This window comes from Catenulispora sp. MAP12-49 (assembly GCF_041262705.1).
Classification (GTDB): domain Bacteria; phylum Actinomycetota; class Actinomycetes; order Streptomycetales; family Catenulisporaceae; genus Catenulispora.
Map to the genome: position 1 here is coordinate 334,400 of NZ_JBGCCP010000002.1, position 21,691 is coordinate 356,090.

General features: G+C 72.2%; 9 protein-coding genes. 1 reads left to right on the top strand and 8 read right to left on the bottom strand.

The features are described 5' to 3' along the window. Nucleotides 1-7: 7 nt before the first annotated feature. The 5 genes from ABIA35_RS05655 to ABIA35_RS05675 form a co-directional block, all read right to left on the bottom strand. Nucleotides 8-1,231 (bottom strand): glycosyltransferase, encoded by a 1,224-nt coding sequence (locus ABIA35_RS05655; protein WP_370357399.1) that lies wholly within the window; start codon nt 1,229-1,231, stop codon nt 8-10. A gap of 68 nt (nt 1,232-1,299) precedes the next feature. Continuing rightward, nucleotides 1,300-2,103: an alpha/beta fold hydrolase gene (locus ABIA35_RS05660; RefSeq protein WP_370357106.1), complete on the bottom strand. Its 804-nt coding sequence runs from the start codon at nt 2,101-2,103 to the stop codon at nt 1,300-1,302. Nucleotides 2,104-2,108: 5 nt separating this feature from the next. Continuing rightward, nucleotides 2,109-2,420 (bottom strand): acyl carrier protein, encoded by a 312-nt coding sequence (locus ABIA35_RS05665; protein ID WP_370357107.1) that lies wholly within the window; start codon nt 2,418-2,420, stop codon nt 2,109-2,111. Then, nucleotides 2,417-6,970 carry a beta-ketoacyl synthase N-terminal-like domain-containing protein gene (locus ABIA35_RS05670; RefSeq protein WP_370357108.1) on the bottom strand — a complete coding sequence of 1,518 codons (4,554 nt, stop codon included), beginning with the start codon at nt 6,968-6,970 and terminating at the stop codon, nt 2,417-2,419. Before ABIA35_RS05670 ends, ABIA35_RS05665 begins: the two co-directional genes overlap by 4 nt. After that, nucleotides 6,967-13,959 (bottom strand): SDR family oxidoreductase, encoded by a 6,993-nt coding sequence (locus ABIA35_RS05675; protein WP_370357110.1) that lies wholly within the window; start codon nt 13,957-13,959, stop codon nt 6,967-6,969. Before ABIA35_RS05675 ends, ABIA35_RS05670 begins: the two co-directional genes overlap by 4 nt. Before the next feature lie 210 nt (nt 13,960-14,169). Between ABIA35_RS05675 and ABIA35_RS05680 the strand changes: the two genes are divergently transcribed. Next, entirely contained in the window at nt 14,170-15,267 is a 1,098-nt protein-coding gene (locus ABIA35_RS05680; RefSeq protein WP_370357400.1) for a class I SAM-dependent methyltransferase, read from the top strand. Between the two features lie 152 nt (nt 15,268-15,419). On the opposite strand, the gene ABIA35_RS05685 is transcribed toward ABIA35_RS05680, so the two are convergent. The 3 genes from ABIA35_RS05685 to ABIA35_RS05695 form a co-directional block, all read right to left on the bottom strand. After that, nucleotides 15,420-15,959, bottom strand: a complete 540-nt coding sequence (locus tag ABIA35_RS05685) for an EF-hand domain-containing protein (RefSeq protein ID WP_370357111.1) — start codon at nt 15,957-15,959, stop codon at nt 15,420-15,422. Between the two features lie 90 nt (nt 15,960-16,049). Beyond that, entirely contained in the window at nt 16,050-17,393 is a 1,344-nt protein-coding gene (locus ABIA35_RS05690) for a M1 family metallopeptidase (protein WP_370357112.1), read from the bottom strand. Beyond that, nucleotides 17,390-21,298, bottom strand: coding sequence for a Pls/PosA family non-ribosomal peptide synthetase (locus ABIA35_RS05695; protein ID WP_370357113.1), 3,909 nt, complete (start codon nt 21,296-21,298; stop codon nt 17,390-17,392). Before ABIA35_RS05695 ends, ABIA35_RS05690 begins: the two co-directional genes overlap by 4 nt. Nucleotides 21,299-21,691: the final 393 nt, after the last annotated feature.

Consider the following 21,691-nt stretch of genomic DNA (forward strand, 5'->3'; position numbering starts at 1 on the left):
CGCGGCGTCACCCCACCGCCTGCCGCACCGGCAGCAGCGACTCCAGATACCCCGCCGCCGCCTGGGCTCCCCCGGCGGCCCGGAACGAGTCGGCGACCCGCCTGGCCGCTTGCGTGAAACGCGCGTCGTCGAGCACCTGGTCCAGGGCCGCACCGATCTGGGGCGCGCCGGCGCGGGCGAAGCGGATCCGCAGGCCGGCTCCGGCGTCGGCGACCTGCTGGGCGACCACCGGCTGGTCGTCGCGGATCGGTGCCAGGACCAGCGGTACCGCGTGATACAGCGCCTCGCACACCGTGTTCTGTCCGGCGTGGCAGATCGCGGCGGCGGCGCGCGCCAGCACGTCCAGTTGCGGCACATGGGGCACGACCAGCACGTTGCGCGGCGCTGTGGTCATGGCGGCGGCGGGATCGGCGATGATGCCGAACAGGTGTGGTCGGGCGCCGATCGCTTCGGCGCAGGCGGTGAGGAACCCGGCTGCGGCGTCGGCGTTGGCGGTTCCGACGCCGGCGAAGACCAGCCGCCGGTCCTGGGGCAGCCGGTGCCATGGGAACGCCGGGTCGGCGGGCCGTTGGGTGATCGAGGGGCCGACGTAGCGGAGCCTGCCGCGCAGCGCCTGGACGTCCCCGGACAACGCGGCGGTGCTGTAGGCCAGGACCAGCTCCGGTGAGAAACGCAGATCGCCGAAGGTGCTCTGGTACCGGGGCGAGGCGGCGTCGGTGGGTAGTCCGTTGCGGACCTCCAGGTCCAGCAGCAGCTCCCTGACCCAGCTGTCGATCTTCGGCATCGCCGCGAGCGGGTTGGCCAGCTCGGCGGCGGTGGTGGCGGAGGTGGCCCAGGTGATGCCGTGCCGCATGGCCACGACCGCCCCGGCGACGGCCTGCTGGTCGACGAGCATTACCTCGGGTTCGAACGCCTCCACCGCCGCCGACACGCCCGGGATCATGGCGTCGGCCAGCGGGATGAGGAACGTCTCCCACAGGAACTTCAGCGCCGCCGGCCCCCGCATGTCGGCGGGCCGGGCCACCGGGGTGTCGTCGTGGCCGGCGAGCGCGCAGGGAAACACCGCGGCATCGGGTGCGGCCCCCAGCCGGGCGAGGATCTCCGGATGTCCGGCGAACGCGACCTGGTGGCCGCGGGCAGCCAGTGCGCGGGCGACGCCCAGGGTCGGGTTGATGTGCCCGACCAGCGGCGGCACCACGATCAGGAACCGCCCGGGGCGCCCGGCCGCCACAGACCCGGACCCGGACCCGGTGATCCGGCGCGCCGCGTCGGCGGCATCTGGGCCGGCATCTGGGCCGTTCACAGCGACCCCCGCTCGGCCAGCCGCTGCTCCTTGAGCCACCCCAGAATCAGGTCCAGCACCCGGTCCGGCGCCTCCACCAGCACCGAATGCTCCAGCCCCGGCAGCACCACCGCCTCATAGGCGGGCATCAGCGCCCGCAGATACCCGACCTGGTCGGCCAGGTCGCTCTTCGCCCCGTACAGCGCCAGCGTCGGGCAGGTGATGGCGCCGATACCGGCCGGTGTGAGCACGGCCCCTTGCGGCAGGTCCTTCTCCAGGGTGCTGGCGGCCAGCAGCCGCGCGGCGCGTTTGGCACGCCGGGCCAGGTCGCGGCCGTAGCGGGCGGTGATCCAGGCGGTGGCCTCGAACGTGCCGAGCTGGGTGGCGGCCTTGTGCAGGTTGGCGGCCATCTTCTCCGACCAGGCCGGGGTCGCCGGCTCGGATTCGATGGCGGTGATGCCGGTGACGCGATCCGGGTGGCGGGCGGCCAGGCCGTAGGCGACGGTGCCGCCGAAGGAGTTCCCCAGCAGGCACGCCTGCCGGATGCCCAGGCTGTCCAGCAGCGCGGCCAGGTCCTCGACGAAGTCGTCCAGGCGGTATCCGGACGCGGGCTGCTCGGTCTTGCCGTGTCCGCGCAGGTCGTAGAGCACGACCCGGAACCCGGCGTCGCGCAGCGCGGCGGCGATGGTGAAGTAGTAGCTGGCCAGGCTGTCGATGAGGATGCCGTGGACACACACGATGGTCGGCGGGTCCTCGGCGCCCTCGCGCGGCGCCAGCACCTCGTGGTTCTGCCGGATCCCGTTGGCGATGGTGGCGGGCATCGCGCTCAGCTCGCCCCGGCCTGGGCGAGCGCCTCGGTGACGTAGTCGACGAGCTGCCCGACGGTGAGGTCGATCATCTCCTCCAGGCCGAGGTCGGCGATGAACTCGGCGAGGTTGACGGCCTCGCCGTAGCGGTCGGCGAGCCTGCCGGCCAGCGCGACCAGGTCGATGCTCTCCAGTTCCAGGTCGTCGTGGAAGCGGCTGTCGGCGTCGATGACGATGTCGTCGAGTCCGTACTCGTCCAGGATCGCGGCCAGCATGGCGGCGATCTCCGCGAGCACCGTCTGCTCGGCGGTGTGCGGGGTCTGGGTGCTCACGGGCGGCTCTCCTGGGGGTCGTCGTGGTCGTCGTGGTCGTCGGGTTCGTCAGGGTCGGGTTCGGCGCCTTCGGTGACGGCGATGACATAGGTCCGGGCGGGCAGGTCGTCGGGGTTGGCCAGCTGATGCAGCCGCACCGGGAAGCGGCGGTGGTCTGCGCGGACGGTGACGGTCGCGCTAGTGGCGCAGCAGTGCTCGACGGTGAAGCGGCGCGGGTCGCCGGCAAGTCCGGTGCCCAGGGCTTTGCCGACGGCTTCCTTGGCGGTCCACAGCCGCGCGAACCAGACATTGAGGCTGCCATCGCCATCGCCATCGCCGTTGGCATCGCGGTCGCCGTCGGCGAGCCGGTGCAGCATCGTCTTCTCCGCCGGTGACAACGCGAAATCGATGGTCGCCTCATCACGCGGCACCACCTGCTCCACATCGATCCCCACGCACACCGACCCGCCGGCGTCGGGGCGGGCGATGGCGACGCCGATCTCGCCGCTGTGCGCGAGCGACACCGTCAGCGGCGGCAGCACCGTGCCGTGCGTCCCGGTCACGAACGGCCGCCCGGCATCGTCGTGGCCGACGCCGATCTGCGCCGGGAACACCTTCGCCGGCCCGCCGCCGTCCCACATCGCCTGCCGGACGGCGTCCTTGACGGCGATCCGCCCCAGCAGCCACTGCCGCCGCCCGCGCGGCGGGCGCGCGCCGAACACCTCACGCTCGGCAGCACCGAGATAGCCGCGCATCCGCAGTTGCTGGGACGCCGGATCGCTCCACCGGTCGAACACGGCGAACCAGCCGCCGGGCTGCGGCCACGCCAGCAACGCACCCCCGGGGTCGTGCTCCACGGCCCGGGTGTCCCGGTGGCTGCCGAACCGCCGGTCGGTCCAGCCGGCGATCTGCGCCCACACCGTCCCGCCGCAGCTCAGCTGCGCATCGGCGACGACAGTGGTGTCACCGACCTGTGCGATCCGGATGTGGCACTCGGTGGGGCCCGCCGGTGCCGGGCCGTGGAACACGATGTGTTTCATCCCCATCGGGAACACAACGGTCCGCTCCGGCAGCGTGTCCATGACCCAGTACCCGAGAAGCTGCCCGACACAGTCCAGCACCGCACCGGGCGTCGGCAGCGCCGCGATCACCCCCCGCACATGCCGGTCCCCGATCGCGGTCAGCTCGCTCACGCCCTGGAAACGCGGCCCGTGGAACATCCACCGGTCCTCATACAGATCCCCGGCACGAATCGACGGCGCGCGCTCGCCGCCGACATCGACCGGCCACAGCCGCGGCGGCGCCGGATAGGCGCGTCCGGTCTCGATGCTCGCCCGGGCATACGGCCCGAACTCGACATCGACGAGGCCGTCGGGCCCCGGCCGGGTGGTGACCTCGACGGTGATCGGCGGCGCCGCGGCGGTCCACTGGTCGAACCGGGCGTCGCGCACCCCGATCGCGGCAGAGCCCGCGGCAGCGGCAGCGGCCTCCATCATGTGCGCGATGACAGTGGTGGCCGGCACCACCGGGAACCGGTCGGTGACATCGGGCCAGTCATCACGCTGCGGGAAGAAACAGTGGTCGAGCAGATACGGCATCGACTCGGTGTCCACGGCCAGCCTGATTCGGCGCTTGCCGCCGTGCTGGTCGGCGGGCTGGTTGTTGCGCGCCGCCAACACCGCACTGGTACTGGCCGCCGTCTCCCGCAGCAGCTGCGCGACCTGCGCGGCCACCGGATGCCGGCCGGCGATCTCATCAAGCTGCGTCAGCCCCGCAGCCGGGGCAGGGGCCGGCGGCACCGGTGCCAGGGCGGCGGCTTTGTCGCCGAGGCTGACCAGCGGTGAGCCGAGGTCCAGCCGCATCGTGGTGGCGGCGCGCGCCGCCGCGGGCCTGCTGTCGGGCTGGTCCTTACTGCCGGTTCGGCCGGTGGTGAATCCTTCGGCCCAGAACGCGGCGGCCACGCGCCGCAGCTGGGCGGCGGCCTCGCGGTTGGGGGTGCTGGCGGCGATGGCCAGGTGGTCGCGCTCGCCGAGGATGTCGCCGATCAGGGTGGCCAGGGCGCCGTTGCCGACTTGGACGAACGCGCGGATCCCGGCCTCGTGCATCGCCGCGATCGTGTGCCGGAACCGGACGGGTTCCAGCAGGTGCCGGACGAACAGGTCCCGGACCTGGTCGGAGTCGTGGGGGAACGGCGCGGCGGTGTTCGCCGACCACACCGGCAGCGTCGGCGGGTGGATCTCGAAGTGTTCGAACGCGCTGAGGATCGGGTCGAGGTACGGACGCAGCATCGGGGTGTGGAAGCCCGAACGGAACGGCAGCACCTGGCACAGCACTCCCTGGTGCCGCAGTTCGGCCAGCAGCGCTGTCGTCGCCTCTTGCGGCCCGCACACCACGCACTGGTTGGGCGCGTTGTCGTGGGACAGCTCGATCCCGGGGTAGCGCGGCAGCAGTGCGCTGACGCGGTCGGCGCCGGCGCCGATGGCGCCGAAGGCCAGCCCGGGCACGCGCATGGAGTCCGGGTCGAAGCCGGCGATGAAGTCGTCGACGGCCGCTCCGGCGAACATGCCGGCGGCGGCCATCGCGGTCCATTCCCCGACGCTGTGTCCGGCCACGGCCGCGGGGCCGATACCGATGTCCCGCAGGGACCGCTCCAGCTGCCGTCCGACTTGGAACACGCCGAGTCCGTGGGAGCCGACGCTGCCGGTGGCGCCGGTGCCGTCCTCGTGGCCGCCTTCCAGACCGGGGAAGATGAACGCGATCTTGGCGGCGCCGTGGTCGGCGAGCAGCGGCCGGCCGGTGAACCACACGTCGCCGCGTCCGCGCCAGGGCTGGTCGGCGGCGATGACCCGCCGCGCCAGTTTGTAGGACCGCGCGGTGGGCGCGACCATCGCGAGCCGATAGCGGCCGTTGCCGCGCTGCACCAGATCGCCGGTGCCAGATTCGGATTCGAGGCCGGATTCGATGGCGTCGAGCATCCGGGCCAGGGTCGCCGGGTCGTCGGCGGCCAGCCGAACTTCGCGCTCCGCCGCCGAAGCCGCCGCCGAACCTGTCCCGGCCCCGGTGTCAGTACCAGTGTCAGTACCGGTCGTGGTGCGCCGGCGCCGCGTCGGGGCCGGCGCTTGTTCCAGGACGACATGGGCGTTGATCCCCCCGAATCCGAACGCGTTGACACCGGCGCGCCGTGGTGTGGCGCTCTCGGGCCAGGTTTCGGTGGCCGAAAGGGTCCGGAAGCGGGTGTTCTTCAGCTCGGGGTGCGGGTCCTGGCAGTGCAGCGTCGGCAGCAGCAGCCCGTGGTGCACGGCCAGCGCCGCTTTGACCAGGCCGGCGATTCCGGCGGCGGGCATGGTGTGCCCGATCATCGATTTCACCGACCCCAGCACCGGTGCGGCACCGGAGCCGGCTCCAGAACCATCACCGGGCAGCGGTGGGCCGAAGGTCTCGGCGATGGTGACCAGCTCGGCCGCATCCCCCGCGGCGGTGGCCGTGCCGTGGGCTTCCAACAGCCCGACGGCGTCGGCTGCGCGCGGGTCCAGTCCGGCGGCGGCCCAGGCGGCGCGCACGGCCCGGATCTGCCCGGCCGGCTCCGGGTTCAGCAGGCTCGCGGCCCGGCCGTCGCTGGCCACACCGGTGCCGCGGATCACCGCGTAGACCCTGTCGCCGGCGGCCACCGCATCGGGCAGGCGTTTGAGGACGACCACTCCGGTGCCCTCGCCGATGAGGATGCCGTCGGCGCCGCGATCGAACGGCCGGATCCGCCCGCTGCGCGACAGCGCCCCGAGCTGGTTGAACACGCTCCACAACGTGATGTCGTGGCAGTGGTGCACCCCGCCGGCCAGCATCGTGTCGCAGCGCCCGGAGACCAGCTCGGCCACGGCGTGATCGACCGCCACCAGCGAGGACGCGCAGGCGGCGTCGACGGTATAGGCAGGGCCCCGCAGATCCAGCCGGTTGGCGATGCGGGAGGCCGCCAGGTTCGGCACCAGCCCGATCGCGGCCTCCGGACGGTTCGGGCCCAACGCCTCGGTGAACGCCTGCCGGATCGCCTCACCCTGCTCCGCGTCCAGCTGCGGCATCAGCTCCCGCAGCGTGCGCAGCAGCTGCCCCGCGGTACGGACCCGCTGATCCAGACGCACCAGACCGGGCGTCAGGTACCCGCCGCGGCCCAGCACCACGCCGATCCGGTCGCGCTCCGGCAGATGCTCGGGCCCTCCGGCATCGGCGATGGCGCGCGCCGCCACCCGCAGCGCGATCAGCTGGTCCGGTTCGGCGCCGGCCACCGAGTCCGGCATGATCCCGTACTCGACCGGGTCGAACTCGGCCAGGTCGTCGACGAACCCGCCGCGGCGGCAGTAGATCCGGTCCGGCTGCGAGGTGCCGGCACCCGGGTCGTACCAGCCAGCGTCCCACCGGTGTGCGGGCACCTCGGTGATGCAGTCGGTGCCGGCACGCAGGTTGCGCCAGTAGGCGTCCAGGTCGGCGGCGCCGGGCAGCAGCACCGCCATCCCGACGACCGCGACCGGCACGCCGGCCCGGCCCGGCACGCTCACGCCCCGCGCGTCGTGCACGCTCACCGCTGCGAAGCCGTATACAGCACCGACGCCGGGCCGCGGCCCCAGGCCAACTCCCGCAGCAGCGCCAACGCGCCTTCCTCGGCATCGATCAGGGCGATGCCGCGCTTGCGGTAGGCCTGCGCCAGATGCGGCGTGACCATGCCGCCGTGGTGCCCCGACGGCGCCCACGGCCCCCAGTGCACGGTCAGGCAGTGCGCGCCGGTGTGCTGCGACCAGGCGGCACCGAGGGTTTCCAGGGCGTCGTTGGCGGCGGCGTAGTCGGCCTGCCCCCGGTTGCCGAACGCGGCGGCGATACTGCCGAACAGCACCGTGTACCGGGGACGCTCCGGCAAGTCGTCCAGCCCTGCCAGCAGCGCACGCGCACCATCGGTCTTGGTCGCGAACACCCGCGCGAAGGACTCGGGGTCCTTCTCGGCGATGAGTTTGTCCTCGATGACACCGGCGGCATACACCACCGCGTCGATGCGGCCGTGATCGGAGTGGATGGCCTTCAACAGCTGCGGCAGCGCCTCACCGCCTCGCACATCCACGCTGTGATACCGCGCCGCAGCACCCAGGGCCTCCACCCGCGCCAGCGTCGCGGCCACCTCCCGGCCGGCCAGGATCGCCGCGGTCTGCTTCTCCACCTGCGCCGGGGAACCCACCCCGGACTCGATCAGCGCGGCCCGCACCGCTGCCGCATCACCGGCGGCGGCGATCCCGGCGGGCTCGGGACCGTCCGGCGCCGGTGTGCGGCCCAGCAGCTCGATCCGGCACCGGGACGCCGCGGCCAAGGCTTCGGCGACGTGCGCGGTGATGCCGCGGGCGCCGCCGACCAGCACCACCACCGAACCCCGGTCCAGGCCCAGCGCTTCGGCCTCGGCGGCACCGTCCCCGGCCGGACCGGCACCGGCTGCCGCCAACGCCCCCAGCGGCTCCTCCACGGCGGCGACGCGGAAACGCCGCCCGGCACGGCGGATCACCACCGGTTCGGCATCCTCGGCGACGATCTCCTCAACGAGCTGCGCCGCGAGGAGCTCGGCCGTGGTGGCGGCGGCGATAGTGCCAGCGCCGGTGGTGTCCGTTTCGGCGTCAGTGTCAGTACCGGTGTCGATGGTGACCAGGCGCGCGCTGATCGCCGGGTATTCGCGGGCGATGGTGCGCCACAGCCCGGCGAGTCCGGCGGCGCCGAGGCGGTCTTGGCCGGAGGCGGCGGCGATGAACCAGCGCGGCGAGCGGCTCAGCGCGTCTTTGATCGTGGCGAACTCCGTCGGCAGCAGCCGTGGCTTGTCGCCTTGTCCCGCACCCAGAGCCCCCAGGTGCACGATCCCGTCGACGCCCTGACCGATACCGCTACCTATCCGCACGTCCGCGCCGAAGCCGCCGAGCTTGGCCGCGAGCGCCTGCGCGAGGGCGTCGTCCTCGTCCACGCCGAGGATCGCCAGCCGGGTCCCGGCAAGGACGCTGGTGTCCGCAAGCGCCGGGAAGCCGTGTTCCTGCTCGCGCATGACGAACCGTTTCGGAGCACTGAGCAGGCCCGAGCCGTCCAGCTCCGGTCCCGGCTCCGGCTCTGGTTCCGGTTCCCGATCGGCGGCGGCGCTCTGCTGCGGCTCGGCGCCGCCGAGGTGCTCCTCGAGCCAGTCGGCGATGGCGCGCGCCGTGCGGGCTTTGGCGAGGTCTTCGAGTTTGTCCTCGTCCAGGCCGGTGGTGGAAAGACCCAGGCGTTCGGCCAGTTCCCCGGCGATCTCGGTGCGTTTGATGGAGTCGATGCTCAGGTCGGCTTCGAGGTCCAGATCGGGTTCGATCATGTCCGGCGGGTATCCGGTGCGGGCGCTGATGGTCGTCAGGATCGTGCCGAGCACGTCCCTGGCGGCGTCCTCCCGCGCCGGCGGCGCTGCCGGGGCCTCGGTCACGATGATCGCGGGCACCGGCGCCGCCTCCGGCGCCGCTGTCAGGGCCGGTAGGGCCAGCGGCGCGGCCGCACCGGGGCTGTCCTGCCACACCAGGCGGCCGGCCGGTGCGGTGCCGAGGTAGGCGAGCATGACGTCGCGCTGGGCGGCGATCATCTCGCGGTTGGTTTTCAGGAACTCGGTGAGCAGGGCGTCGGCCGCTGCGCCGGTGGTGGGGTCGGGCGTCACGGTGGTCCCCTTCAGCTGGATGCGGCGGGCCGGGGCCAGGCCGCCGGGCAGGAAATGTCCGTCGGCGGTGCGCACGAGGTGGCCGTCGAGCAGCCAGCCGGGTCGGGGCTGCGGCGCGGCGGTGGCGGCGTCCACGGCGTCACGGCCTTCGAACAGCCAGCCGGTGCGCAGGCCGACACCGGAAGTGGCCAGCTGTGCCACGGCCGCCAGGAAGCCGGGCAGCCCGGCGCCGGTGTTCTCCTCGCAGACCACCGCCTTGTGCGGGCGGTCCTTCAGGATCGCCTGGACCAGACGCGTCAGAACCTTGCCGGGCCCGGCCTCCACGAACACCCGGATCCCGGCGGCGTACATCGCCTCGATCTGGTCGGCGAACCGCACCGGCGCACCGATCTGCGCGGCCAGCTCGGCCCGCACATCCTTCGCGCCCGGCCCATACGGCGCGGCAGTCCGGTTCGCCCACACCTGCGTCTCCGGCGCCCGCACCGGCATCCCCTCAAGGACCCGCGCGAACGCCTCACCGGCTGCGGCGACCACAGGGCTGTGGAACGCGCAAGCCACCGGGATGGGCTTGGCCCCGTACCCGGCCGACCGCAGATGCGCCACCGCCTCCTGCACGGCCTCGGTACCGCCGGAGACCACCACCTGTTTCGGCGAGTTCTGGTTCGCCGCCACCACCGCAGCGGCCAGGCCGTGCGCCTCCAGCACCGCCTGCACCTGATCGCTGCTCGCGGCCACAGCGGCCATCGTGCCGGGGTCATCCCCGGCGGCGTCCAGGATCGCCGCAGCCCGGGCACCACTGGCCGCAAGCAGGCTCGCCGCATCGAACGCGCCCGCCGAAGCCAACGCGACCAGCTCGCCATAGCTGTGGCCGCCCAGCGCATCGGGAACGATGCCGAGTTTGCGCAGCAGATGATCCACGGCCAAACCCGCCACACCCAGCAGCGGCTGCGCGACCCGCGTATCCCGGATCTTCATGTCCTGATCAGTGGCAGTGGCCGCGTCGAACGCCTTCGGCGGGTTCAACACCTGCGCCCACTGCCCAGCCAGCCGCACATACCGCTGCAACTCCGGGAAAGCCACGAACAACTCGGCCAACATCCCCGGCCGCTGACTGCCCTGCCCCGGGAACAAGAACGCCGTACCGCCACCGTCCGCAGCACCAGGCCCGAAATACCCGTCCTCACCCGGCTGGTGCAGCCCCGCGGCAGGATCGTGCTCCCCAGCCAGCGCACGCTGCGCCAACGCATGCAGGTGCTCCACATCCGATGCGACCAGCGCCACCCAGGCCCGATCGGTGCTGGCATCGGCGGCGCGCGCCGCCGATGCCGCCAGATCCCGCAGCCGCCACGGCAACTCACCGGCCTTCGGCGCCATCCGCGCCAGCAAGGCACTGACCGCCCGGTGTGCGGCAGCCCGGTCCGTGCCGCGGAACACGAACAGCTCCGCCGGCCACTCATCCCGGCCGTGCCGCACATCCAGCGCCCGCTCGTGCCCGGCCAGCACCACATGAAAGTTGGTGCCGCCGAACCCGAACGCGCTGACACCGGCCAGGCGCTCCCCGGCCGGAACCGCCCACGGCGCCGCCGCACCGCGGAACGCGAACGGGCTGTCGGCAGCCGACCACGCCGGATTGGGCCGGGTGATGTTCACCGTCGGCGGCCGCACCCCGGTGTGCACCGCCAGCGCCGTCTTCACCAGCCCGGCCAGACCCGCGGCACACTTGGTGTGGCCGATCTGCGACTTCACCGACCCCAGCGCACACCCGCCGGGAACGGCACCGGCCTCGGCGAACAACGCCGACAACGTACCCAACTCGGTCCGATCACCCACCACGGTGCCGGTACCGTGCGCCTCCACCAACCCGATCCGCGCCGCCGACACCCCCGCCGAGGAGTACGAACGCTGCAACGCCCGCCGCTGCCCCTCCGGACGCGGCGCCGTCAACCCCAGCGCCCGGCCATCGCTCGCACTACCGACACCCTTGATGACCGCATACACCCGGTCGCCATCCCGCTCGGCATCAGCGAGCCGCTTCAACACCACACACGCCGCACCCTCACCCAGAGCGATCCCGTCGGCATCGGCATCGAACGCCCGGGAACGGCCCGTCGGGGACAACGCGTGCACCGAGGCGAACATCAAGAAGTCGTTGATGCCGTTGTGCAGATCCACACCCCCGCACAACACCAGATCACTGGTGCCCAACGTCAGCTCTTTACAAGCGATGTCAACCGCCGCCAGCGAGGACGCACACGCCGCATCGACGGTGTAGTTCGCACCGCCCAGATCCAGCCGGTTCGCGATCCGCCCGGAAATGACATTGGCCAACACCCCGGTGAACGAATCCTCCGACAACCTCGGCAACTGCTCGTCCAACTCCGGCGGCAACACCCCCAGATACGCCGGCAGCGTCGTCCGCAACACCCCCGCGTTCGACAGATCACTGCCGGCCTCCGCACCGAACACCACCGAAGTCCGGTCATGATCCACACCAGGCCGGTCCAACCCGGCATCGGCCAACGCCCGCCGCGCCACCTCCAACGCCAACAACTGCGCCGGATCGATACTGCCCAACGCCTTCGGCGGAATCCCGTACCGCAGCGGATCGAACGGGATCGACGGCGCGAACCCGCCCCACTTCGACGGCGTCGCACCAGACCCGGCCCTGGCCCCGACCGCATCAGGGTCGAAGAAAACCTCCGGATCCCAACGCCCCGCCGGAACCTCGGTGATCCGGTCCGCACCGTCCAACACCGTCGCCCAGAACGCCGCCAGATCCTGCGACCCCGGGAACACACAAGCCATCCCGACGATCGCGACATCCAGCGGCGCGGGCCGCTCCGGTTCCGCATCGGCCACCTGGGCGCGCGCTGCCAGGGCTTCGGCGGCCTGATCGGCGTGGGCGGTGTAGAACGCGGCGGCGGCGTCGGTGACGTCGGAGTGCAGGCCGGCGATGGTGGTGACGGCATCGCGCAGCACCGCGACCTGCCCGGCCATGAACAGGCCGTCAGCCAGCTGCCGGTCCTCGCCGATGCCGACCAGGTCTGCGCCCGCACGCAGCAGGCCCTTGCTGGCGATGCGCAGCCGGCCCACGTTCAGCTGCTCCAGACGCTCCCAGGCCTCACGCTGCGGGACACCGTCGGCGTTCAGCTGCTGCAGCAGCCGGCCGAACTCGGCGGTGAACGGGCTGACCAGGCCGCGGGTGGTGTGCCCCGGCGCGGTCTCCAGCAGCGCCGTGGCCTGCGCGGCCAGCGCCTGGGCCTGGAACAGCGGCTGGATCGCGCCGCAGCGCACCGCCTGCTCGGTGAACAGGTACGCGGTGCCCATCAGCACCCCGACCTGCACCCCGGCGGCGGTCACCGGCCGGGCCATGGCCGCGACCATCGCCGCCGAGCGGGCGTCGTGGATGCCGCCGGCGAACAGCACCTGCACGCTGCCCGACGACTCGGTGGTTCCGGCTGCTCCGGGGCCGCCGCGCTGCTCGGCCAGCCAGTCCTCGATGACGCCGAGCTGCGCCTCCCACAGCGGGAAACTGGCCCGCGGGCCGGTGTGGCCGCCGCACTCCGACCCCTCGAACACGAACCTGCGCACCCCGGCGGCCAGGAACTGCCGCAGCAGACCCGGCGAGGGCACGTGCAGGAACGTGGCGATCCCGGCGTCCTCCAGCGCCCGCGCCTGGGACGGACGGCCGCCGGCGACGATCGCGCACGCCGGCGCCACCTGCCGCACCACCTCCAGCTGCGCGGCACGCACTTCCGCCGGGGCGAACCCCAAGATCCCCACACCCCACGGGCGATCCCCCAGGGCTGCGGCCGTCTGCTCCAGCATCGTCCGGGTCGTCTCGCCGTCGGCCAGGGCCAGCGCCAGGAACGGCAGCGCCCCGTCATCGGCCACGGCTGCCGCGAACGCCGCCTGGTCGCTGACGCGCGTCATCGGGCCCTGAGCCACCGGCACGCGCAAGCCCAGGGACGCCGCCAGGGGCGCGTGCGGCAGGAGGGGGTCGGCGCCGTGGTCGTCACAGACCGCTTCGATGATCGCCGAGGACACGGCCCGAACGGCGCCGGCGGTGTCGTGGTGGCGTTGCAGGAAACGCGCGGCCAGGAAGCCGTCCTGGCCGATGGCGACGGGCTCGTGCTCTTCTGCGACGTTGCGCAGGATTCGACGGCCGTCGACGACGATCGTCTCCGAGCCGTCCATGGCCCGCAGCGCCGCACCGATCCGCTGCGGCAGCTCGGCCTCCGGCATCAGCGCCAACTGCACGTCCAGAACGACGCCGGCCGCGCCGCCGAGTACCGCCGCGGCGGCCGTGTGCTCGCCGATGCCGCCGGCCGCCCACACCGGCAGGTCCACGTCCGGCTCGGCCAGCAGGCGCTGCAGCAGCACGAACGTGCTCAGCTCGCCGATACGGCCACCGGCCTCGGAGCCCTTGGCGATCAGGCCGTGCGCGCCGGCATCGGCGGCCTGGCGTGCCTCGGCCAGGCTCGTCACCTCGACCAGGACCCGGTGGCCGGCTGCCCGCAGCTCCTCGGTGCGCCAGGGCGCGTCGCGGGCGAGGACCACCAGGGATACGCGGCCGCCGCCGAGCTCGGCCGGTGCCGCCGGTGCGGCTGGCTCCGCCAGCTCCGCCAGATCCGTCAGCTCAGCCAGCTCGGCGACGGCGAGCCGGCAGCCCGGTGCGCAGCGGACGCCGAACCCGGCCGGACACCACTCGGCGGCCAAGGCCAGGGCCTCGCGCGCGGACCGTCCGCCGGCGCCCAGATCCACCACCCCGACGCCGCCGCCGCGCCCGACGGCCGCGGCCAGCCGGGCGTTCGGGACACCGGCCGGGCCGATCCCGACCACCAGTTCTCGTCGATGCCGTGCCACGGGCATTGCGGCTCCGTTCCTGCGCAAGACGGCTGTAAGGCCTCTGATTTGCAGTTACCAACGGGTAGGGAGTGTGGCACATCGAACGTGATGTCGGAAGATAACGGGTCGTAAACCCGAAACGACAAGTTGTCACCAAGGAGCCTGTTCCGACCCTGACACGAAATGTGTAGCTCAAAGACCGACCTGGCGCCCTTGTCACAGATGTGCTAATCAATCCGCGTGGCCCACACCAAACCCCGCCCGCCACGCCGAACCCAGGCCATCGCCCAAGCCAGACCCGCCTACGAAGCCGAACTCAAAGCCGGCACCGCACACTTCTTCCACCCCCGCAGCACCCAATGCCCCTGGTGCCGATCCCCCCGACTACACCCCCGCCTGCACACCACAGACCTGCTCCAACACAAACCCGGCGACTTCCACCTCGACCACTGCCAGGACTGCGGACACATCTTCCAAAACCCGCGCCTGAACACCGAAGGACTCGCCTTCTACTACCGCGACTTCTACGACGGACTCGGCGAGAAGAACACCGCCGGCATGTTCGCCGGCCGCACCACCACCTACCGCCGCCGAGCCCAAGCCCTCACCCCCCACGCCCCCGACCCCCGCACCTGGCTCGACGTCGGCACCGGCCACGGCCACTTCTGCGCCACCGCCCAAACCGTCTACCCCCACACCGCCTTCGACGGCCTGGACTTCACCGACGGCGCCGAACTCGCAGAACAAGCCGGCCGCGTCCGCCACGGCCACCGAGGCAGCTTCCCCGACCTCGCCCCCACCATCAACGGCCACTACGACGTCGTCAGCATGTTCCACTACCTCGAACACAGCGAGCAGCCCGACCGCGAACTCCAAGCCGCCCACCAAGCACTCCGCCCAGGCGGCCACCTCCTCATCGAAGTCCCCGACCCCGCCAGCCGCTACGCCCGACTCCTCGGCCGCCGCTGGCTCCCCTGGCTACAACCCCAACACCTGCACTTCATCCCCGCACAAAACCTCCGCCAACGCCTGACCACCCTCGGCTTCACCGTCATCGCCGAACACCACGTCGAAGCCCACGACCGCGTCGACCTCCTCGCCGCCACCTGGTTCACCATCGACGCCATCGCCCCCCGCGACGAAGCACCCTGGCGCACCGAACGACCGGGACGGCTCAAGAAAACGGCGCGCGCCGCCGTGGTGATCGCGGGGATCCCGGCCCTGATCGCGGCCACGGTGCTGGACAAAGTGATGCCGCGGTTCTTGATCCGGCGACTTGAGCTTTCGAACGCCTATCGGATCATCGCGAGGCGCGAGGCCACCGGGGACTAGCGGCGCGGCGGGCCGGGGCGACGGTGTCATCGAGCCGGGTGGGGCTGGGTCGAGACGTCGCCCAGGAGACGTGCGCGGCTGCTATCCACTCGTGAGCCGCCATCGCAGCAGTATCACGACGGCACCGGCGGATCGTTACCCGATATCGCCCCTCAAGCCGCCTGCTCGAACCGCCCGAACACCCACGTCCCCGGCGCCGCCGGATCGTCGCCGGCCCAGAACTGCGTCCACAGCACCCGGAACTCCGGCTGCGACAAGAACCCGTCGCCGTCCAGGTCCAGGAGGGCGAACACCTCGTCGGTGTCGGTCGGGCAGCCGTTCCAGACCTCGATGAGCTGGTGGTGCTCCGCCCGGGAGATGCGGCCGTCGCTGTTGGCGTCCACGGCCTCGAACATGGCGTCCGCCGTCGCGTGCACCGCCTCGGCCATCGAGGGCAGCACGTCGACCACCGCCAGCACGTCCTCCAGGCGGACCCGCTCCGGATCGGCCGCGGCCGCGCTCAACGAGGACCACCAGCCCACCATGATGCCGCGCAGGCGCTCGTGGTCGAACGACCCGGGCGGCTGCCCGCGCACCGCCGTCCAGCGGGCCGCCAGCGCCTCGAAGTCGGCCTGGACCAGGTGCCCCCGGCGGTCCTTGTCCATCGCGGTGAAAACGCCCGCGACCTTGCGCCGCTGGAATTCGCTCGCCATACACCCCATGGTGGCGACGCGGCCGGCTACGACGGGGCCATTCCCAGGTCAAACCCCACTATCGAGTGAGCTGCCGGGTCAGCTGCCGGGTCAGCCGTCAAGTGCGGGCAGCGGCGTCTCGAACAGCCACGCCTGGAAGAACCCGCCCAGATCCCGCCCCGCCACCGCCGACGCCACCTGCACGAACTCCGCCGTCGACACCGTCGCGTGCCGGAACCGCTTCGTCCACGTCCGCAGCACCGAGAAGAACACGTCCTCGCCCACCGACAGCCGCAGCGCGTGCAGCGTCAGCGCACCCCGCTTGTACACCCGGTCGTCGAACAAGTCCGCCGGGCCCGGATCGGCCAACACCACATCCTGCGGCAACCGCGCCAGACGGCCGTGCCAAGTACGCGCGTGCTCGTCCGCCGACCGGCCGCCCGAGCCCTCCGACCACAACCACTCCGCGTAACACGCGAAGCCCTCGTGCAGCCAGATGTCCCGCCAATCACCCAGGGTCAGCGAATTGCCGAACCACTGATGCGCCAGCTCGTGCGCGATCAGCCGCTGCCCCTCCCAGTCCATCTCCATGTGGTTGCTGCCGAACATCGACACGCCCTGAGCCTCCACCGGGATCTCAAGACGGTCCTCCGTCACCACCACCGTGTACGCCCCGAACGGATACGGCCCGAACAGCCGCCCGAACAACGCCACCATCGCATCCTGCGACCCCAGCGCCTCCCGCGCCGCCGCCAGGCGCCGCGCCGGAGCCACCACCGCCAACGGCACCCCGCCGGCCCCACCCGGCAACTCCACCCGCTGATACACCCCGACCTGCAACGTCGCCAGATACGTCGCCATCGGCCCGTCCTGCACGAACGTCCACGTCGACGTCGACCCGCTGTGCGCCACCCCCGCCAGCCGGCCGTTCGCCACCACCCGGTACTGCGACGCCGTCGTCACCTGGATCCGGTACGTCGCCTTCTGATCCGGCCGGTCATTGCACGGGAACCACGACGGGGCCCCCGTCGGCTGCGACGCCACCAACACCCCGTCCGCCAACTGCTCCCACCCCAGCCCCCCATACCGCGACGGCGTCGGACGCGGCGCCCCCCGATACACGATCTCCAACACCACCTGCTCCCCGGCGGCCACCGCCGCCGGAAGCATCACCCGCAACTTCTCCTTGCGATGGTCGAACCGCAACCGCCGGCCATCCTCCAGAATCACCCGATCCACCCGCAGATCGGCGAAATCCAGAACCACCGACGACAACGCCGACGTCGCCCACAACCGCACCACCGCCACCGCCGACAACCGGTTCGGCCCCACCCGGTAGTCCAACGTCAGCTCGTAATGCTCGACCACATACCCGTCGTTGCCCCGCCGGGGAAAATACGGCGCGGCCGCCGCCGGAGCCGAGAGCCCGCGGCCGACACCATGCCCCGCGCTCACGCCTGCTCCGGCCACGGCGCGATCGGATTGCCCTGCCACCGCGTATGCGCCGGCACCGCCTCACCCCGCATCACCAACGACGCCGGACCCACCGTCGCCTGCGCCCCGATCTGCGCCGCCGGCAGAATCACCCCCTGCGGCCCCAACGTCGCCCCCGCCTCCAGCCGCACCACATCCATACTCATCACCCGATCATGGAACAGATGCGTCTGCACCACACACCCCCGATTCACCGTCGACGCATCCTCCAACACGATCAGATCAGCCTCCGGCAGCCAATACGTCTCACACCACACACCCCGCCCCACCCGCGAACCCATAGCCCGATGCCACAGATTCAACGGCGCCGTCCCCAACCACGTCTCCGCGAACCACGGCGCCGACACCAACTCCACGAAGTTGTCCGCCAGCTCATTGCGCCACACGAACGAACTCCACAACGGCTGATCCGATACCCGGATCCGCCCCACCAAAGCCCACTTCGCCACCACGGCGATCAGACCGGCCAACACCCCGACCGCCAAGAACACCACACCACCCAGCAACACCCCCGCAGCCACACCCCAACTGCGCGCGATCTGCGTCACCACCGCCACCGCCAACAGCGCCACCCCGGCCGTCACCATCATCGGCACCAGCCGACACAGCTCGATCACGGCGCGCGCGACCATCAGCCGCCGCGGCGGGTTGTACGTCAGCGCGTCGTCGACGTCCTGGCCCGGACGCCGCAGCCGCTCCGGCGGCATCCCCAAGTACGACTTACCCCGCTTCGCCTTCTGCGGAGCGGCCGACAACACCCCGACCAGGCTCTCCTTCGGCAGCTTGCGACCCGGTGCCACCATCCCGGAGTTCCCCACGAACACCCGCTTGCCGATCCGGGCGTGCCCCACCCGCAGCCAGCCGCCGGCCATCTCATACGGCGCCACCATCGTGTCGTCGGCCAGGAACGCGCCGTCGTTGACCGTCGTCATCGCCGGCACCGCCAACACCGTCGACATCTCCACGCCGCGCCCGACCCGCATGCCCAGCACCCGCAGCCACGACGGCGTCAGGATCGAGGCGTACAGCGGATACAGCCACACCCGCGCCATCGCCATCAGCTGCAGCGTCGCCCAGGTCTGCCACGCCCGGCGGCTGTGCAGCGGATGATCGCCGGCGACCATCCCCACACTCAGCGCCCGCACACACACCAACGTCAGCAGCGCGTAGCAGACCGCGAACACCGGCGTGGCCGGCAGCAGACCCACCAACGCCCAGCCGAAGCCCTGCCACACCGTCGCCGTGCCGTGCACGAACCCCGCCACGATCGCCAAGCCCGGCAACGCCGCCACCAGCGGGAACAGCGCCAGACCCACAGCCGTCGAGCCGTACACCAGCGTCCACACCCGCGAACGCCGCGCCGGCTCCGGAAGCCGCTCCGCCTTGCGCAGCCGCACAGCAGGCGACCCCGCCCACTCCTGACCGGCCGGCACCACGCCACCCACCGACGAGCCCGGCGCGATCCGCGCCCGCTCGCCGATCCGCGCACCCGGCAGCAGCGCCGACCGCGCACCCACCGACGCACCCGCGCCGATCCGCATCTCCCCGACCCGCACCCGGCCGCCGTCGACCCAGAAACCCGTCAGGTCCACCTCCGGCTCCACCGACGAACCCGCGTCCATCCGCAGCATCCCGGTCACCGGCGGCGGCGAATGCAGATCCACATCCGGACCCAGCCGCGCCCCCAACGCCCGCGCATACATCGTGTTCCACGGCCCCGTCACCGTCGTCAACACCCCGACCCGCCACGCCAACTGCTCCGCGGCCCACAGCCGCAGATGCACCGACCCGCCGCGCGGATACTCACCCGGCCGCACACCCCGCACCAGCAGGCGCACCCCCGAGGCCGCGATCGCGATCCGGCCCGGCGGCGAGACGAACACCACGAACCCGACCGCCACCCACCACCACGACACCCGCGGCGCCCACGGCACGTCCACCAGGTTCCCCAGCCCCGCCAGCAGCGTCAGCCAGCGCAACGCGCCGATCGTCGCCAACGGCACCATCGCCGCCACCTGCACCGCCTGCGCACCGCGCCCGACCGGCGCCACCTCCGGCAGCGACTCGGCGACCTGGTCGTCGACCGCCTCCGGGGCCATCGCCAGCAACCGCGCCGCCAGCTCGCCCAGCGTCGGATTGTCATACACGTCCCGCACGGTCACCGTGGGATAGCGCGACCGCAGAATCGACACGAACCGCGCCGCCACCAGCGAACTGCCGCCGGAATCGAAGAAGTCCACCTCCGGGCGCGCCGGACGCTCGCCCAGAATCGCCGACCAGCGCTCGGCCAGCCAGTCCTCGGCCACGGTCAGCTCCGCCGCCTCGACCGGCTCCTCCACCCCCGGCAACGGCCACGGCAGCGCATTGCGGTCCACCTTGCCCGACGTGCGCACCGGCAGATCCTCGACCACCGCGATCCGCGGCACCAGCGCCGCCGGCAACTGCTCGGACAGCTTGGCCCGCGCGTGCCCGGCATCGAACCCGAAACCGCCCGGCACCACGTACCCGACCAGGATCTCCGCACCGCCGGCCGTCCTCTTCACCGCCGCCGCCGCACCGGCCACCCCCGGCAACGCCTGCAGCGCCGCGTCCACCTCGCCCAGCTCGATCCGGCGACCGCCCAGCTTCACCTGTTCATCGGCCCGGCCCAGGAACACCAGACCCTCCGGATCGGCCCGCACCAGGTCCCCGCTGCGATACGCCCGATCCCAGTCCATCGACTTCAGCGGCGCGTACTTCTCAGCGTCCTTCTCCGGATCCAGATACCGCGCCAGCCCCACCCCGCCGATCACCAACTGGCCCGAGGCGCCCATCGACACCGGTTCCTCGGCGTCGTCGACGACCACCAGCTCCCAGCCGTCCAACGGCAGCCCGATCCGCACCGGAGTCTGCCCGGTCAGCAACGCCGCACTGGCCACCACCGTCGCCTCGGTCGGGCCATAGGTGTTCCACACCTCCCGGCCCGGCACCGCCAGCCGCTCGGCCAGCTCCGGCGGACACGCCTCGCCCCCGAAGATCAGCAGCCTGACGTCCGCCAGCGCCTCGGCCGGCCACAGCGACGCCAGCGTCGGCACCGTCGAGACCACCGTGATGCCGTTCTCCACCAGCCACGGCCCCAGATCCACGCCGCTGCGCACCAGCGCCCGCGGCGCCGGCACCAGACACGCGCCGTTGCGCCAGGCCAGCCACATCTCCTCGCAGGAGGCGTCGAAGGCCACCGACAGGCCCGCCAGCACGCGGTCCGACGTGGCGATCGGTGCCTGACGCAGGAACAGGCCGGCCTCGGCGTCTACGAACGCCGCCGCGTTGCGGTGCGTCACCGCCACGCCCTTCGGCTTGCCCGTCGAGCCCGAGGTGAAGATGATCCAGGCGTCGTCGGCCAGCGTCGGGGGACGGGACGGCTTCGGCTCGACGACCGGAGCCAGCCGCGGCGTTCCGTCCGAAGCCATCGGGACCGGCTGGACCGCGATCCGCAGCCCCTCGCCGATCACCGCGCGCACCTCGGCCTCGCCGAACACCAGCCGGGCCCGCTCGTCCGGGTCGTCGGCGTCCACCGGCACATACGCCGCACCGGCCGTCAGCACCCCGAGGATCGCGATGTAGAGATCGACGGTCCCCGACGGGACCCGCACCCCGACCCGGTCCCCGGCACCCACACCGGCCCGGCCCAGCCGCGCGGCCATCGCCGCCGCCTCGACCAGCAACGCGGAGTAGTCCAAGGCCCGGCGGCCGTCGTCCAGCGCCGTGGCGTCGGGATGCGCACGCGCGGTGGCGTGCAGCACGTCGATGAGCGTTCGCGGCGCGGGTGCCGACGCCGACGCGTCGTACACCGCGGGGGCGTCCACAGCGGACACCGGCTGATCCATTCGGGCATCCTCGCGTCGGCGGAGCGGCGCGCGGGTTCGCGGGCCTGGCCGATGTCAGGATATCAATAGAGATGATCACGCGAATTCCGACAGCGCCCCGGGGGTTACATGGCGGGCGCCGCCCTCGCCGTGCCGGGGCCGGCGCGGACAGAGGACGAACTCAGCGTCATCACAGCGAAGGGAAGCGTCGGGCGCATGGCGTGGGTGTGGTGGTGGGATGTCCGGCAGGTGACTGGATTGTGAGGGGCACTGCCCGCACTCCCCCGGCAGACTCGGGATCGGCCTGGTTGTTTTAGGAGAGTGCCGCCGAAGGCGGCTCCTTAGAAGGTTGTGTGGGACGTGGTGGTGACCCAGGTATGGGAAGAAGTTTGGGGCCTGTTATCTAAATTCAGC